The 17754-nt window shown below is 56.1% G+C and carries 12 protein-coding genes; 8 read left to right on the top strand and 4 right to left on the bottom strand.

Annotation, left to right across the window (positions count from 1 at the left end; all coding sequences use genetic code 11):
- Nucleotides 1-12 precede the first annotated feature (12 nt).
- From OSO_RS0121505 to OSO_RS0121485, 4 genes are all read right to left on the bottom strand, one after another.
- Nucleotides 13-1464, bottom strand: coding sequence for a DUF1501 domain-containing protein (locus tag OSO_RS0121505; RefSeq protein WP_010585192.1), 1452 nt, complete (start codon nt 1462-1464; stop codon nt 13-15).
- A gap of 121 nt (nt 1465-1585) precedes the next feature.
- Nucleotides 1586-2836 carry a hypothetical protein gene (locus OSO_RS0121500; RefSeq protein WP_010585191.1) on the bottom strand — a complete coding sequence of 417 codons (1251 nt, stop codon included), beginning with the start codon at nt 2834-2836 and terminating at the stop codon, nt 1586-1588.
- A 369-nt stretch (nt 2837-3205) separates the two neighbouring features.
- Nucleotides 3206-4198, bottom strand: coding sequence for a tRNA lysidine(34) synthetase TilS (gene tilS, locus OSO_RS48360; protein ID WP_010585189.1), 993 nt, complete (start codon nt 4196-4198; stop codon nt 3206-3208).
- Nucleotides 4199-4372: 174 nt separating this feature from the next.
- On the bottom strand, nt 4373-5845 hold the full coding sequence (locus OSO_RS0121485; protein ID WP_010585188.1) for a hypothetical protein: 1473 nt from the start codon (nt 5843-5845) through the stop codon (nt 4373-4375).
- A 404-nt stretch (nt 5846-6249) separates the two neighbouring features.
- On the opposite strand from OSO_RS0121485, the gene OSO_RS48355 reads away from it, so the two are divergent.
- The 8 genes from OSO_RS48355 to OSO_RS0121430 all read left to right on the top strand — a co-directional run bounded on the left by OSO_RS48355 (nt 6250) and on the right by OSO_RS0121430 (nt 17725).
- On the top strand, nt 6250-7191 hold the full coding sequence (locus OSO_RS48355) for a DUF1559 domain-containing protein (RefSeq protein WP_157605377.1): 942 nt from the start codon (nt 6250-6252) through the stop codon (nt 7189-7191).
- 301 nt (nt 7192-7492) lie between these two features.
- Nucleotides 7493-8761: a glycosyltransferase family 4 protein gene (locus OSO_RS0121470; protein ID WP_010585186.1), complete on the top strand. Its 1269-nt coding sequence runs from the start codon at nt 7493-7495 to the stop codon at nt 8759-8761.
- Between the two features lie 307 nt (nt 8762-9068).
- Nucleotides 9069-10805 (top strand): hypothetical protein, encoded by a 1737-nt coding sequence (locus tag OSO_RS0121460; RefSeq protein ID WP_010585185.1) that lies wholly within the window; start codon nt 9069-9071, stop codon nt 10803-10805.
- 603 nt (nt 10806-11408) lie between these two features.
- Nucleotides 11409-12158 (top strand): 30S ribosomal protein S2, encoded by a 750-nt coding sequence (gene rpsB, locus OSO_RS0121450; protein ID WP_010585183.1) that lies wholly within the window; start codon nt 11409-11411, stop codon nt 12156-12158.
- Nucleotides 12159-12478: 320 nt separating this feature from the next.
- Nucleotides 12479-13315, top strand: a complete 837-nt coding sequence (gene tsf, locus OSO_RS0121445; protein ID WP_010585182.1) for a translation elongation factor Ts — start codon at nt 12479-12481, stop codon at nt 13313-13315.
- Between the two features lie 209 nt (nt 13316-13524).
- Nucleotides 13525-14265, top strand: coding sequence for a UMP kinase (gene pyrH, locus OSO_RS0121440; protein ID WP_010585181.1), 741 nt, complete (start codon nt 13525-13527; stop codon nt 14263-14265).
- A 96-nt stretch (nt 14266-14361) separates the two neighbouring features.
- Entirely contained in the window at nt 14362-16383 is a 2022-nt protein-coding gene (locus tag OSO_RS0121435) for a PDZ domain-containing protein (protein WP_010585180.1), read from the top strand.
- 40 nt (nt 16384-16423) lie between these two features.
- Entirely contained in the window at nt 16424-17725 is a 1302-nt protein-coding gene (locus tag OSO_RS0121430; protein ID WP_040592989.1) for a Gfo/Idh/MocA family protein, read from the top strand.
- Nucleotides 17726-17754 lie beyond the last annotated feature (29 nt).

Genomic DNA, 17754 nt, shown 5'->3' with positions numbered 1-17754 from the left:
CCGTTGCATGAGTCACGCGAGCAACTTCGAGACGATATTTCCGTGGACGTCTGTCAAACGATAGTTGCGTCCCTGAAATTTGTACGTCAGTTGCAGGTGGTCGATTCCCAGAAGATGAAGCAACGTTGCATGCAGATCGTGGACGTGCACCTTATCTTCGGTGATGTAGTAGCCAATTTCGTCCGTTGCCCCAATGGTTTGGCCTGCTTTGATGCCGCCGCCTGCCATCCACATGGTGAACGCTTCGATGTGGTGGTCGCGGCCTCGTAAATCACGGACCTCGCCTTGCGGCGTACGTCCAAATTCACCACCCCAGATGACGATCGTGTCGTCCAGTAGTCCGTGGCGCTTGAGGTCTCGAACGAGTGCGGCCGAACCTTGATCGACTTCGCGACATCGGTCATCGAGCGCCTTGCCGAGTTCCGTGTCGGGGTTGCCGTGATGGTCCCAGTCGGTGTGATAGAGCTGCACAAATCGCACACCCCGCTCGACCAACCGTCGCGCCAGCAGGCAGTTATTCGCGAACGAGTGCTTGCCGGGCTCTGCCCCGTACATGTCGAGGGTTTCTCGCGTCTCGCCGCCCAGGTCCATCAGCTCTGGGGCACTCGACTGCATACGGTACGCCATTTCATAGGCGGCGATGCGAGTCGCAATCTCGGGATCTTGCGTTGTTTCGTGACGCATCTGGTTCAAGTCATTCACCGCGGACACGAAATCGCGTTGACGGTTGGAATCGATGCCCGATGGATTTCCGAGGTTCAGAATTGGCTCTTTGCCTGATCGAAGCGGCACACCCTGGAAACTGGTGGGAAGAAATCCGCTCGACCATAACGGGGCACCGCCGCGTGGTCCGCGTGGTCCTGATTGCAAAACGACGAATCCCGGCAGATTCTTCGATTCGCTTCCGATCCCATACGTGACCCAGGTTCCCATGCTGGGCCGTCCCATGAATTGCGGCGAACCAGTGTTCATGAACAACTTTGCGGGGCCATGGTTGAACACATCCGTGGACATCGAGCGAACCAGACAGATATCGTCGGCGACGGTACCCAGGTGCGGAAGGCATTCACTGATCACCGCACCCGATTCGCCATACTGTCGAAAGCTGCGATTCGTTCCCAGTAGCTTGGCATCAGGTTTGATGAAGGCGAACCGTTTCCCTTTTACGTAGGACTCTGGGATGACCTGGCCACTCAGTTCTTGCAACTTGGGCTTGGGATCAAACAATTCCAACTGACTGGGCCCGCCAGCCATGAATAGAAAGATCACGGCCTTGGCACGTGCGGGGCGGTGCAGACCGCGACTGCCAGGAGTGAATCCCGGCGGCTGCGTTTCGGCGAACGCAGAGCGATCTCCTGCCAGCAAAGATCCCAGAGCCATCCCACCGAGGCCAACCCGGCAATCTTGAAAGAAATGTCGGCGAGTTATCTCACGCGTCGCGAACTGTTCTGGCCAATCATTCATGAATCATGATCCGAGAATGCGATGGGATTTCAGCGGGTGAAGCCAATGTGACCACGCCCCACATGATATTCGCTTTGGCGACCCAAGTACGAGCGAATCCCGAATTATTCCCGGCTCAAATTCATTTCGACCATGTCAGCGGTGGCGCGTCGAGACGTTTCGAGTAGCGGTCGCAAAAATGCATGAACTGGGTATCGGCGGCTTGCTGGGCTTCCATGGTCGCGGCACCGAAACGAATTGCCTTCTGGATTTGATCGTTGGCGCTAAGGCCGGTCGCAGACAGTGTGTTTAAGAGTTGCTTCAGCTGTGGATCGGCGAGAATCTTGGCCTCGAGATTGGCTCTTGGTGCCGTTCCATCCCGCAGTTCTTGATGAGACCAGATCACTTCCCAGGTCTTGTCTGGCATTCGGGCGGCGAATGCCATCTCAACAATGGCCTGTTTCCCGTCGGATTTCACCAGAACCTGGGTGACCCGCAATCCGCGAGCGGATTCCTGATCGGCTTCGCGCCCGGCAGATTTCAGCCAGTTCCTGGTGGTGTTCGGCGACGAATCCGAATTTTGCTCGGACATCAGCTCGTTCAGGAATAATTCGGCTTGCGACTGCATCAGTTTCGAAACGATCAGTGTCGCGTTAATTTCGTTACGTTCCCCGTTGGATCGGATCAGCACGTCGGCCGTCCCCTCGAAGTTGACTGGCTTTGACAACGTGTAATCGAGGATTGCCAATCGAGCCGCCCATTCTCGGTCGTCCTGCTGACGCGGCGGCAGCTTGGCAGTCAGGTCCGGAGCCGGCGCGGTTGGTTCGATATTGCGCTGTTTCAGTTCGCGCTCAAGATCGTGAAAATCTCGCGTTTCGACGTGGGAAAGCATCTCACTCCACGCCCATACCGCCAGGCGTAGCCGATCCGGTGCCGCACGCGTCACCTTCGCGATGGAATGGGGCGATAGTGTGACCCAGACGAATTGCGAGGACGCCACAGATTGAGTGCCCGTCAAGCTTGCTCCGATTCGATCCTCTTCCGACTTCAAGAAAAATTTGAGCCTGGATTCGTTCGGTGCTGTTTCGAGTTCTTGTTTCAACCTTGTTTGCAATTGGTCGGAAACTTGTTTTTGTACAGTGTCTTCGTCGGCGGTGGCCTTCAAATAAATGCTGGGCAACGCCTCTTTCAACCAATCGCGCGCGACCACAACGGTGATGCGCGTGGCGTCAGCGCCGACGATTGCTCCGCGTACTGACTGTCCTGATTTCAGGTTGATCAGATCAACGGCCAGTTGCGAACGAGGCACCACCTTATGTGGTTCTGCTTGTCCCCGAGGTTGAAGAAGCGAGCTGATACTCCACAACAGAATCAGAAATTTCAGAGGTTTCATGGCATCGCCTCGCTGTTCATTTCGAACGATGAATTGAGATCAATCACCGTCCGGCAGGCCTGTTGACGTTTGTGCCGTTCCCGTGGGACGCAAGCCTCGTCCCATCCTCCTGAAACGCATTTTTGCGAGTTCCATCAACAGAGCGTTTCAAGAAACCTTTCGCTGGGAAGAATTGGCCTGCAAATCGCAGTCCGTCGTCGATGTGAGAATCTTTTCACAGAAATTGGCCGTACAGAGGCTTCTGGCATTTTTGCAAGTTCAAGGTCGCTGGCCCCTCCGTCGATTCCGATTGACCGCATCCTTTGCGCACGGCTATTGACGTTACGAACGTTCTTGACGGCCTTGCAATTTCGAGTTGTCAATATTCGTTCAGGAGAGCTGACGAATGACCAGCAAATTCAGGGCGTGAAAACGCGATTCGATTCGTTCGGGAAAAGTCACTGTCTCTCGACTACTGAGGATGTCGCAAAGCCGGTTCCAGTGCTCAAACGTCATCGCCTGTTGCGGCCAGTGTTGTTGCCGCCAGAGCTCGCGGAAGAACTCTCGCACCAGGTGTCTTGGCTGGTCAAACAAAACGGACGTCTCGATCCGGCACGCATCCGCTTGTTGATCAATCAACGCACGTGCGAGCAGGTTGTTCGCGAGTTGCCGAACCATTTGTTCGACGTCTGTGGCCTGTTCCGCAAGGCGACAGATCGCCGCATCGACCTGGGGATTGATTTCGTTCCGCAGCAGTGGCAGCACCACATGTCTGAGTCGATTCCTGGTCATCGTGGTGTCGGTATTTGTCGCGTCGATCCGGAAATCTTGCGTCAGTTGGCTCAGGAACTGTTCGACCTGTTTTCGACGAATATTCAGCATCGGTCGCAGCAAACGCGATCCGGATTCGGACTTTCGTACGGGCGCCATCCCACCAAGTCCCGCGATGCCTGTTCCTCGTAGAATGTGATGCAGGACGGTCTCTGCTTGATCGTCGGCAGTGTGCGCGAGTGCGATCGCACTCGTTTCGCACTTCGCTGCGGTCTCTTCCAAAAATTGGTATCGGACGGTTCGAGCCGTCTCCTCCATCCCTTTCCCGACTGCGTTCCATTCGTCCGGCGCGACCGTTCCGATCTGTGAGGGCAATGCCAGTGCTGCAGCAAGCGCGCGAACCCAGTCTGCATCCGCGTCACTGGCCGCACCGCGCAACCGATGATTCAAATGGGCCACCGTCAATTCGAGCGAAAACTCTGAGGCGATCGTGGCCAGGCCTCGCAGCAAGGCCACGCTGTCTGCACCACCGGAAACCGCGACCAGCACCCGGGACTGTTCGACGCCGCAGCGACGAAGTCCGGCTCGAAGGTGGTCCAGGAACGGATACATGAGATGGCTTTGATAACAAGAGGCGTTACCAAGCGGGAACTTGGTAACGAGGAAATTATTTTCATCCGGTCAATGATTCAGGCGAGTCGAGCGACGTCAGGGGTGGGAAAGAGTGGGGACTGACTCCGGAGGGTGCCTGTCGCCATTGATTTTTCTGCTCGCGTCGCGCGCGGCCTACTTCAGCACGAATCCCAGCGAACTCGAGACCCGTTTATGGCTGAGTTCATCCACGATCGTCAACTTCAACGAGTATGAACCGATCGGCAGGTCTTCGGGGATATGGAATTGATAGTTGTGGAAATAGTCGCGCCGTGGATTGCGGCAGAAGTCCTCCGTGGAGGGGAATCCTTTGGTCCAGACCACCTTTCCGGTCGCGTCGGCGATTTCCATCAGCGATTTCAGCGATGTTCGGTACTCGCCATCGACAGTCGGCGTGCTGGTGAAGTTCTCGATTTCAGTGTAGAGCAGCACTTCATAGCCCGGTGTGAACTCATTCCGCGGGAAGCGATCGTAGTTACCGAAGTACGAGATTTTTCGGCAGAAGGACATGTTCTTGATCGACAGAGGAGCTTCTTCCCGCATCTGACGCAGTGCGGAACTTAGCGGCGTCAGCGTCTGTGCGGCTCGTTCATCAGAGTCGGGGAATTGTTCCGCATCCAAGGAATTCGACAACGCCCAGATCATCTGCTGCCAAAATTCTTGTTGGGCGGTGCTCGCGAGTGGAATGGCGGTCAGTGCATCTTCTTGACGCTCCGCAATCAAGTAGAGTAGTCGAAGATGTGCCTGCTTTCGGACTGCGTCGAAATGAGGCTCACTCGGGCCATCGGCGGGTTGGCGGGCAAGATCCTGTTCCAGGCGGGCGATCAATTGGTCGAGGTCCGCCTGCCAGGACGCCGAGGGGGTTGCGGTTGAACTTGCTGTTGCGGAGGCCTGTTGAAGCCCGCCGCCACGCGATGCTTGCTTAAGGACTTCCACAGGGGCCGGGTATGGCATGCGCGAAAGGCCCGATGGCGATTGTCGATTCTCGGTACCAACTCCAGCCGATTTTCGAGGGGCCCCATCGGTGATCGTCTGAAGATCAACAGTCGTCGGACGTGATTCCGATTTCTTGGCCCGGTCACCTGTCTGATCCCAGGGCGAAATCAGTGGTTTTGATGCGGATTCAGGCGTCCTTCCGTCATCGACATCCAGTCCCTGCAACTGGATCGGATTCGAGTTGTTGTCCTTCAGTTCCACATGCCTGACTTGAGAAACCAAAGCGGTGTCCGAGTCCTCGTCGCTGGCCTCCGCGAAACTGAGCTGGGGCGATGGGATTGTGTCGCGATGCTGGGGGGAATGATCGGATGAGTGCCCCGCCGTAAACGCAGAGACGCCATTTTGTCCTTCAGACTCATCTGATGCCGCTTGGATTCGTCGGGAGGCTGGCTTGTCGGCTTGGCCGCTGGCCGAATCCGCCACAGACGATGACGCACTTCGCGGCTTCTTGAATGTGAGCCTGCGCTCTGATCCCGCATCCACGTTCTCGGACGAAAGTCTCGACTGAAACCCCGATCCTTCCGTACCGCGTGATGAACCACCTGGCAATGCGCACCCTGCGGCCATCATCAGACCGAGTGCTGTCAGCAACGAACCGACAACGGGACGCATACCGGAATCCCAACGAGGAAATAGCCAGATTCTGTCAGGCAATGACAGGCGGGCGAACTGAATGGATGTGAAGATTGGACGAGAGGCCGAGAAACTAGCTGAATCTGCCGAACTCAACAAGATGAATCCAATCGCATTGCAGACTCGATTTTAAATGATCGTCTGAGTGTCAAGAGAGAAGGAATGTCTTTACACTTTCTCCAGTCACTTCGCTCACGGCAGACGCTGGAACAACGGCCAGAGTAGGATACGCATAAAGCGGGCCAAACTGTTCGGAGCGTTGAAAACTGTTTGGAACGTTGAATCGTCGTGACATCCAATGTGCAGGGGTGGTTGTCGTCCTTGATTTCGGCAGTCTGCTCGTGGTGTCAACGGAACTCCATCGAGCGACAGGAGCGAATTTCATGCAGAAAGTTGCGGCAGAATCGGGTTCGCGAAGTCTGTCTCGACGATCTGGGTTGACCATGATCGAACTGCTGGCTGTCGTTGTCATAATGGTCCTGCTGATTTCGATGTTGCTGCCTGCGGTTCAACAGGTGCGGGAGTCGGCGCGGCGAAATCAGTGCAAAAGCAACCTGATGCAAATCGGCGTGGCACTTAACAATTACATGATGACGCATCGCGTTCTGCCATCAGGCTCTGTGAATAATTCGGGGCCGATCAAGTCGGTGGCCGACGGCGGATACCACATGGGGTGGCTGGTTCAGATTCTGCCATTCATGGAACAGCAAAATACATTTCGTCGATTCGACTTTACGAAATCGGTCTACGACAAGGCCAACAGCGATGCGTCTGGACACATGTTTCCCACTTTGATTTGCCCGGCGAATCTCGCGACGCTCGCGGGGTCGTCGTATCGTGGAGTTCATCACGATTTTGAAGCCCCCATCGACATGAATCAAAACGGCGTCTTGTTCTTGAATAGCTCGATCGATGAAGATCAGATTTCCGATGGGTTTTCCCACACGGCCTATGTGATGGAGACGGTCGGGCGCTGGGGTGGGCTGCTCAGTTGGGCCTCGGGAACCCGCGCGTCACTGGGCAACGCTGTCATCCGGAAATTAGAGAATACAGGCGTGGCAGGCGCTGATGAAGCCAATGTTCGGTATGAGCTGCATCCGGGAACCGTTCAAGTAAATGATGTCAGCACTCTCAGGAATGAACTGGCGAATCTTGAGGGGCAGCACGAACTGGTTGGCGGGCCGAGCAGCCAGCATGCGGACGTCTTTAACGTCGTGATGGGGGACGGTGTTGCGCGATCGGTCAGCAAATCGATTGATGCAAAGGTCCTCAGGAACATGGCGCACCGTGCCGATGGTGAATTGCCCAGCGATCGAAACGAATGAGGCCCTACACAGGACGTGCGACGTTCTGAGATTGCCCGCCGGGCTCGGTCCGCGGTCCACTCATGTCCATCGCGCGCGTTCTTGCGCCGCCTCAATGGTTCAGAGCTCTTCAGCGGGTCCGCGATCGGTGTTAATTTTGGCCGATTCGCTTTTAGCGTGCGGCCGGTTGGTTGAGTGTTCGTATTGTGGCGCTGGCCTCTGTTTCTTTCCTGCGGTCGCCCAGGTCGTTTTTTCTTCCGCGCGCGCCTAAGCTTATTTGTGAAGGTTGAACTGACGGCGGCTGGATTCGGAATGAGCTGAAATGCATCTGGCGATCATCACGGCGGGCGGGGCGGGGATGTTCTGCGGGTCGTGTATGCACGACAACACCTGGGCTCGCGCCCTTCATCAGGCCGGAACGGAAGTCTCGCTGATACCTCTTTATACGCCGATCCGCGTTGACGAAGAAAATCAAACGTCGTCGCCTCTTTTTTTTGGTGGCATCAATACTTACCTCAATGATCATGTGCCATTCTGGGGGAGGCTGCCTCGTTTCATGACGCATTGGCTGGATTCGCCTTGGCTGATCCAACTTGCGACGCGAGGAGGAGTAAGTAATGACGCTGCGGAACTGGGCAGCATGACTGCCACCATGCTACTCGGCGAAAGCGGGCCACACCGGCAGGCCGTCGACGAACTGGCGGACTTTGTCGGCCAGCTAAAGCCCGATGTCGTCTGTTTTAGCAATTCGTTGCTTGTCGGATCATTGAGGGCTTTGAGGCAGCGTTACGCGGGAAGGGTCTATTGCGTCTTGCAGGGGGACGATGTGTTTCTCGATGGATTAGTCGAGCCACATCGATCGTTGGTGATGTCGCGCTTAAAGGAGCGGGCGGCGGAATTCGACGGATATATTGTCCATAGTCGATTCTACGCGGATTACATGTCCCAATATCTGGACCTGCCGCGCAATCGATTTATCGAGCTGCCCTTGGCGGTGGATTGTGCGAATCACGATGGACGGCCCAAGAGTCAGCTCGGAAGTCCGCCGACAGTCGGGTACTTTGCTCGAATTTGTCCCGAAAAAGGCTTCGATTTGATCGTCGACAGCGTGCTTCGCCTGAAGAAGAGAATTCCCGATATTCGCTTGCGAACGGGTGGATACCTCGGCAAGCAGAACGAGGCCTACTTCCGCAAGATTTGCCGATTGGCTGAGCCATTAGGCGATGCCTTCGAGTACATCGGAAGCCCCGCGACTCACGCCGAGAAGGTCGCGTTCTATAAATCGCTGGATGTCTTCAGCGTCCCCGCTCGTTTTCAGGAACCCAAAGGCCTCTATGTTCTCGAAGCCTGGGCCAACGGGCTGCCCGTCGTTCTGCCTCGCCACGCGGCACTACCGGAGTTGATTCAGTCAACAGGGGGCGGCCTGCTCGCAGAGCCCGAGGATCCGGATTCCATTGCCGACAGGCTTTGGGACATTCTACAGGACCGTTCATTGCGGACGGATTTGGCGAATCGAGGCTACGAGGGAGTGCGAAGAAATCACGACCTGACGACACTAGCGAGCGCAACCATACGTCATTTGCAGGGATAGGCCGCGATCGGCCGTCGGCTCGAATCACGATCAGAAATGGGCCGAGCCACCGAGTGTGTTGCCTGCGGCGGATTTGGCCGAAGCAGTGTTCCGGTAGACTCACGCAATTCGGAAAAAGCCGAATTCTCGATACAACCCAGATCTTCGGTACAGTTTACCAGGCCACCACGCCGATACTTCCGCTAAGCGCAGATCACTGCGCCTGTTGAGTCATCGTTGAATCAGGAAGCGGAGAACGGGCTTCCCGATTCGGAGACGAAACGGACTTTGTTCCGAGTTCACGGCGTTCAGAGTCAGGGAACGACTGATGCGGACACGGCACTGGTTGGCGGCAATTACGAGTGGATGTCTGGCGTTGGCAACAGCGAATGTTGCTAATGCGCAGCCGCCTGGAATGAAATCCAACGGCAATCCAGACCAAGTGGGCATGGGGATGCTACCGGCACCGTACACGATGCCGTATGGCCCGGTGCAACCACAGGCCTATGGGGCTGTGGGGTATCCACCTGGAGCGAATCAGTGGCCCAACGTGTCGCCCTTTGCAGGGCCACCCGTTGACTCCACTGTTTACGAGAGCGGGTTCTGGTACAACAAAATATTCCAGGGCAACCGTGAGTATTATTTAACGGTCGAGGCCTTGATGGGTAAGCCATCCAAGCCGAAGACGTGGCCGATCGGTGCGACGAATGTCAATCCGTTGTCGGATGAGGCAAAGTATGGAACGAACATCATAACGAGCACGAGTTCGTCGACGACCTCGTCATCGACGACGTCAGGGACAAATTCCAACACGTCGACGATTCCGACTCAGTACAACCAGACGCCGCCAGGGACTGGTCCTGTCCGTTCTGCGGGCTCGACGAGTTCAGGGGGCTCGACTGGCGGTTCCGGCGGAACGGGGAGTGGAACGACGGGTACACCGACGATTTTTCCGTCCTTTGATACGGGGATTTTGTCGGATCCATTCTACACCTCGGGCGTTCGAGGGACGTTCGGGTGGGACAATCCGGATGGTACCGGCTTCGTCATGTCGGCCTTCGCTCAAGGCCAATCGCGGTCCTCGTTTGGGCTGGATGATCCATTACTCAACCTGAACGCCAACGACTACCGCAATTACAACGCACAGTCACACTTGCATGCGTGGTTTGGGCTGCCGCTGGCGGGGGCTGATACTGATGGAACCTCACTCGATGGAAAGCTCAATGACGGTGCTGTCATTGGGTATGACATGGGGGTTCATATCGACTTTGTTTCCAGGCTGGCGGGTGGTAATGCGGACTGGTATTTCAATTCGATCTACGAGCGGGGGCAGATCAAGATCCGTCCGACTGCCGGTGCCAAGTATATTCGGCTTCAAGAAGGTTTCAGCTTCGACGCCTATGACAGTGGTATGGGTTATACCATCAGTTCGGGCGGTGGCTCGGGGTCAAGTACTGGCAGTTCGACCTCATCAGGGGGAACGGGCGGTACCTCGGGGTCAGGGGTCGGGTATCTGACGCCTTCAAGCTTCCAGACGGGATTCGATAGCCCCAATGTCCTCCACTCGCACTTGAATTCGATCACGGTCGGGGATATGGCCGGTCCTGAAATTGGCTTCCGCATCGACATGGGTGGGAAGAAGTTCCAGTTGTGGACGCAGACCAAGGGGGGGGCACTGGCGAACGTCTCGAATCGTCAGGTTAACGGCTATGGGATTGGGAACGCGTTCAACATCATTACCCCCAATACCGTTCCGGTAATGCCGAACGATCCCTCCACAACGTCCTTCGTCAATCGCCAGACGACGACCTCGATGTCGCCAATGTTCGAGCAGCAGATTAACTTCAAGGTGCCGATCTTCAATTTGATTCCTTACCTCAATAAAATGGAACTGTTCGAGCAGGCGACGCTGACAGGTGGTTACACATTCCTGTTCCTCGGTGATGTTTACCGGCCGCAGAATGCGATTATCTGGAATCAGTGGCCTAACACTCCTCAGTTGAATCGCGAGAAATCGAATTACTACAACTCGATGTTTAACATCGGGGTGGAGTGGAAGTACTAAGAGTGTTTGCCTCCGAGGATTGGGCGTCGGCAAGTCGCGACGCCTGGGGACGTGGGCTTGCCGCTTGCGTCAAATCTGAACATGTCGAGGCAATTCGCACGAGATCGAAACGAACAGGGGATGGCGACGAGGCGAAACAGCGCGGATTCTCGAAATTCTTGAATTCACGGTTGACAGTCGAATTCGAGTCGCCATAATCCGCCCATTCATTTTCTGTGTGTCAGTAAACGATGGATCGTCATTCGCCGGAATCATTCAAACCTCGGACACACATGCAGCGCCCTCAGGATCTAATCCAGTCCTGAGGGCCTATTTTTTTACGGTCGAGATTCTTCATTTGCGCGGGCCGTCGCAGAGCACTGTCAGTGTGGCGTGGCTCATTGCTGACGTTCGGTTTGCTCACCATTGGTTTCGCAGGCACGTCGGGTCGCACGGGTTTATCAATCACTTCGTCAGTCGTAAGTTGCGATCATTTGACGCAATTAAACCCTGCCGTTACGATGCGTGCCTTGGGTAACTCCGCAATTTCTGCGGAGTCAGATCGTTGAAACAATCAGGATCAGATTCTGGAACCCGCTCATTTTGCGTGGAGGAGTCGGCAACGTGTCAGAAATTGTGGTGAAAGATTTTCTGGAAGCGGGTATTCATTACGGCCATCGGACGAGCCGTTGGAACCCCAAAATGCGGCCTTACATTTATGGTCGCCGCAATCTCATCCACATCATTGATATTAAGGAAACGATTCGCGGCTTGTTGCGCGCGAAGAAGTACCTGCACAAAGTGGCGTCCCAGGGCAGCTTGGTTCTGTTCTGTGGTACGAAAAAGCAAGCGGCTGAAACGATTCGCGATTGTGCGACGTCGGTCAACATGCCCTTCGTTGATTACCGCTGGTTGGGTGGAATCTTCACCAACTTCCGGACCATGCGAACTCGCATGAAGCGATTGGAAGAGCTCGATCAAATCTTCTCGTCGGGTGACATCAACACCTATTCGAAGAAGATGCAATCCAAGTTGTTGCGAGAGCACCGCAAGATGCTTCGCAATATCAATGGTTTGCGGCTGATGAATCGATTGCCCGAAGCAATCATCGTTGTGGATCCCAAGAAAGAGCACAACGTCGTTCATGAAGCTCATCTGGTCGGAATCAAGGTCATCGCACTGCTCGATACCGATTGCAATCCCGATGACGTCGATCTGCCAATCCCCGGTAACGACGACAGCATTCGTTCGATTCAGTTGGTTCTGAAGCACCTGACCGATGCGATCGCCGAAGGCCGCAATCAGGTTCCGAAGGAAGAAGTCGAGCAACCGCTCGAAGAGCAATACAAGGCTCGTCCGTCGATCCAATCGTAATTTTACGATCGATTTTGCGGGTGACGTGCGTCACGAGAAAACCACCGAGGACTCTGCTTGACGAGTGAAATCACTTGTCGAGCGAGTCCTCCCGGTGTTGTTGGGGAGTCTTACATTCACGCGGTCGGGTGTCGTATTTCTGCTACACTGTTCGCGTGGATGATGCGTTGCCGAGACCGCAGAGTTGCACGACAATTGTTTTGTGGCTGTAAGTTTTGTGGCTGTAGAAGTCTCGTCCCCTCGACATCCGTCCTATGCAGATGACCCGAGCGGTCGTCGTTTCCCAGTGCCATTCAGTGTTCAAATGAGGAGTGATAGTCATGGCCGAGATCACCGCTCAGGCAGTCAAAGAACTGCGTGATCTGACCAATTTGCCGATGATGGAAGTCAAACGGGCGCTCACGGAGGCTCAAGGCGATCCGCAGCGTGCGATTGAGATTCTGAAAGAATCGAACAAGAAGGTGACGCTCAAGCGCGCCGAGAACGCCACGAGCGAAGGCTTGATTCGGGTCGCCGTTGCGGCAGATGGCTCGCACGCGGCAATGATCGAACTGCAATGCGAATCGGCTCCGGTCGCCAAGGCTGACGATTTCCTGTTCCTGGCCGATCAATGTGTGAAGCAGTTGCTCGAAGGGCCAGGCGCCGCCACCCCAGAAGCATTGCTCGCTCAGCCTGCTCCCGATCGGCCTGGTACAACACTCGGCGAATTGCTCGAAGAAGTTGTCGGCAAGATTCGTGAAAAGATGGTACTTGCTCGCGTCTTGCGAGTGGATGGCCCTGCCGGAGCTTATGCGCATCACGACGGCAAGGCCGGCGCTCTGTTCCGTGCCAGCGGCGACAAGAAAACAGCAGGCGTGCTGCGCGATGTTGCAATGCACGTCGTCGCCCTCAAGCCGTTGGTTGCTCTTCACGAAGAGCTTCCCGCTGCGGATGTCGCTGCCGAGCGAACTCGGTTAAGCGCCGAAGCGGCCGCTTCGGGAAAGCCCGCCAACATCGTCGAAAAAATCGTCGATGGCCGGATGAAAACGTATTACGCGGAACAAGGTGTGCTCAACTTCCAATTGTTCGCGAAGGACGATTCGAAGACGGTCAGCCAGGCGTTGGCTGAAGAAGGTTTGAAGGCTGTCGGGTTCACCCGTTGGCTGCTCGGAAACTGATTGAACAAGGATTCACCCCGCGCACGACCGGCTTGCCTTGTCGGTCGTGCGTGAGGGCGGCCTGTTCGATCAATGTTTGTGATTTCGCTGTGGCGAGTCGTTTGCCGTGGCTGAGTCGTTCTTGGACTCGACTGCTCGCGCGACCGAGGGGCGATTTGTGTTGTTTGCCTCTTGCAATATGATCAGAGATTGATTTCGGAGAGTTGTTGATGCCTTCCGGTCCGCAGCCCAAATACAAGCGCGTGTTGCTGAAGCTAAGTGGCGAGAGCTTTGCGCGCCCAGGTGAATCCGGTATCAGCCTTTCTGAAGTCCAGGTGATTTGCGAGCAGATCAAGCGCGTCGTCGAAAGCGGCGTGCAACTGGCAATCGTGTGTGGCGGAGGGAACATCCTTCGTGGGAAAACATTCTCGTCCACCAATTCGATCATCGTACCGTCGACGGCCCATTACATGGGGATGCTGGGGACGGCCATCAATGCCCTGGCGTTGCAGGACGTTCTGGAGCATTTCGGGGTCCCGACGCGCGTGCAAAGCGCGATCCCGATTCCGCCTGTTGCCGAGCCTTTTATTCGGCGACGCTGTATCCGCCACTTGGAAAAAGGGCGAGTTGTGATTCTTGCTGCGGGCACTGGCAGCCCGTTCGTGACGACAGATACCGCGGCCGCTTTGCGGGCTCGCGAAATTGACGCCGATCTGGTGGTGAAGGCCACGCGCGTCGACGGGGTTTATTCGGATGACCCTCTGAAGAATCCACACGCGGTTCGATACTCGGAAATCACCTTCCAAGACGTTCTGCGACAGAACCTCCAGGTCATGGACGCCCAGGCAATTCATCATTGCATGGAGCATAATATTCCGATTGTGGTGCTCAATTACCAAAAGCCGGGTAACATCGAACGCGTCATTGCTGGCGAACGGTTGGGAACCCGCGTGAGCGCACCAGCCTCGTAACAGAGCGAGGGTAAGGGGCATCTTGAATTGCCCGCGACTGGTCCGTAGCGGTGGAAAACAGCAACCGTCTCGTTCGCGCGTGACGAGGTTCAATTCATGCTGCGACTGTTACTAATCATCGTGCTTGGGCTCGCTGCGACTCCGGCCGCCTGGGCGGCGGCGGATCCGTCTCCGGAATCTCCCCGGCTTGAGGCTCTTGAAGAGCAGGCTTTCAAGCATGCGGCCGCGTTTGCAGGGCCCTCTGTCGTTCGGATCGAAACGGTCGGCGGCTTGGAGCAGGTCGATGATGTTCTGCTGGGAAATGGCCCGACATCCGGAGTCGTTGTCTCGGCGGACGGATACATCGTGACCAGCAGTTTCAATTTTATTTCGAAGCCCGCTTCGATCATGGTGACGCTTCCGGATGGGCGACGCTTCGCTGCCCGGCAGGTCGCGAATGATCGTCTGCGACAATTGACGCTGCTGAAGGTCGATGCCGAGGATCTGGTTCCCGCGATCCCCGTTCCGAGAACCGAGATCAAGGTCGGTCAATGGGCATTGGCGCTCGGAAGAACGCTCGACAACGCGACGCCAAGTATTTCGGTGGGAATCGTCAGCGCCATCAATCGCGTTTGGGGGAAAGCGATTCAGACGGATGCAAAAACGTCCCCCGTGAACTACGGAGGGGCGTTGGTCGATGTCGAAGGCCGAGTTCTCGGTGTCATTGCCCCCCTTTCGCCGACAGGTTCGGGAGAAATGGCGGGCGTTGAGTGGTACGACGGCGGAATCGGTTTTGCCATTCCCATGGAAGAGACTTTTGCGTCGCTCGAACAACTGAAACAAGGGACCGACCTCCTGCCCGGCTTAATGGGAATTACATTCGCCGGAGGTCAGGCGCTCAACGTTCCTTGTATTGTCGACCGCGTACGATACAACTCGCCTGCACAGCAGGCAGGCCTCAAGACGAACGATCGGATCATTGAAGCCGACGGCGAGCGAATCGTCCGTGTCGCCCAGCTCAAGCACGTCGTTGGCCGCAAATATGCCGGTGAAACGCTCAAGCTCGTCCTCCAGCGGGGCGACCAGACGATTCCGACGGAGCTGTCATTGGTCGGGCGGCTCATTCCCTATGAACTTCCGTATCTCGGCATTTTGCCGGAACGCCATCAGGTCGAAGGGCCTGTCGTCGTTCGGTATGTGTTCAAGGACAGTCCGGCCGCGAAATCCGGGATCGAAAGGGGTGATCACCTTCGCGCGTACGAAGGGGCGGATCTCGCGGATGTTCAAGCATTGCGTGAACGCATCGGTCGCAGCCGCCCGGGAGACGTCGTCACAATTCGCTATGCCCGAGATGGTCGCGAGAACGACGTTCAAGTGACGCTGGGGACGGTGCCCGAGGCCGTTGTTGATGATTTGCCTACGGAGACGGCGGCAATACGGTCTGCACCCGGGCAAGACGTCAATGTCCCTGCTGAGCCGGCGAAAGAAAGACTTGCGGAAAAGCCGAAAGGCCAACTCCCGACAGGGCGTTTTACAGAAACACTTGCAGGGTACGATCACGACTACTGGGCGTATGTCCCAGAGACCTACGATCCTTCGAACGCGATGGGGCTCGTGGTGTGGGTCCACCCGAAGGGCGACACGATGGAAGCTCAGATCGTCAAACAATGGAAAAGTGTTTGCGATCGCCGTGGTCTGATTCTCGTCGCTCCTTTGGCCGAGAAGGTGGCGGCCTGGCAACCGGGCGAAGCGGGATTTATCAAAGGGCTGATCGGTCACATGCGTGAGCGATATACGATCGACAGTTCGAGAATTGTGGTCCACGCCCATAGCACCGGGGCGCTCATGGGGTGGTTACTTGCGACGCGATCGCGCGACGTCGTGCGTGGCGTGGTTGTCACCGCGGCACCCTTTGTTGGGCAACCGCCCGAAAGTGAGCCGGACCTTCGGCAGCAGTATTTCTTCCTGTGCGGCGACGAGGACAAATTGCTGCCTCGCGTTCAGCTTTCGGTCGCAGAGCTACGAAAGCTTCGACTGCCCGTGAGCTTCACATTGATCAAGGGCCTTGGACCAAAATATCCCGTGGATGATGCGATTGACGAAATCGGTCGTTGGGTCGACTCATTGGATCGGATATAATATTTGTTCGGGGTCAGGGACCTTCTCGAAGCGAAACACGATGAATACCGACGAGTTTAAATTGCGCGAAGTCAGCCGCCGCCAATTCCTGGGACGAAGTGCCCAGCAAATGGTCGGTGTCGGCGTCGTCGGACTCACGGCTTCGACTGCGACGGCCAAGTCTGGCTCCTGGGCCAGCGACCGTGTTCGCGTGGGTGTCATTGGAATCCGCAATCAGGGCAAGATTCTCGCCGGCGAACTGGCGAAACAAAGCGATGTCGAGATTCGGTCGCTGTGCGACATCGACGATTCTCAATTTGCACCAGCCGTGCACGCCGTTGTCGAGGCGGGGCGGCCTGCACCGGCGATCGAACGGGATTTCCGTCGATTGCTCGACGATCCCGCCATTGACGCAGTCGTTGTCGCGACACCGGACCATTGGCATGCGGCGATGACAATCCTTGCCTGCCAGGCAGGAAAGGATGTCTATCTCGAAAGTCCCTCGACGCACTTCGTCGCAGAAGGGCCGTTGATGATACACGCCGCATCCCAGGCGGGCCGTGTTGTGCAGGTTGGACTGCAACAGCGAAGCGGCAGTCATTTTCGGTCGGCCGTCGACTTTCTGCGTAGCGGTCGATTGGGATCGGTCAGGCTGGCCAAGGCCTGGATTGTGCATCGACGTCGCACGATTGGAAGAAAATCGGAATGCGAAACGCCGTTGCAAGTTGATTATTCCCAGTGGCTCGGCTCAGCACCGGCCCGGGATTTCAATCCAAACCGCTTTCACTTCAATTGGCGCTGGTTCTGGGATTACGGCGGAGGCGAACTCGCACATTGGGGCGTCCACATGTTGGATGTCGCCCGCTGGGGGCTGGGCGTAGAATCACCGACACGGATTTCCGCAGTCGGCGGTCAGTATGCGTTCGATGATGACCAAGAGACTCCCGATACGCTATCGGTCCAATATGCCTTCGAGAAAAAGACAATTCTTTGGGAGCACCGGCTGTGGTCGTCCCATGGGATCGAAGGGCGAAGTTCCGGCGTTTCATTTCACGGTGAACTGGGAACGCTGGTTGTCGATCGAGGTGGTTGGAAAGTCTATGACCACAGTGAAAATATCACTGCGGATGCGTCCGACTTGCTGACCACGCATTTGCGGCAGTTCATTGATTGCATCAAGAGCCGACAGACTCCTGCGGCCAGTTTGCAAGTGGGTCAACTGGCAAGCACTATGTGCCATCTGGGGAATATTTCTTATCGAGTCGGCCGAGAAATCACGTTCGACTCCGCCCGGCAAGATTGCGGCAGCGATCAAGCTGCCAATCAACTGCTCCGCGGAACGCTTCAGGCGGGCGTCGTCTAGGCAATGCACACCCGGGATGCTCCCCTGCT

Source organism: Schlesneria paludicola DSM 18645 (assembly GCF_000255655.1).
Lineage (GTDB): Bacteria > Planctomycetota > Planctomycetia > Planctomycetales > Planctomycetaceae > Schlesneria > Schlesneria paludicola.
Note: the sequence above shows the minus strand (reverse complement) of the source record. Positions and strands in the feature narration are given on the sequence as shown.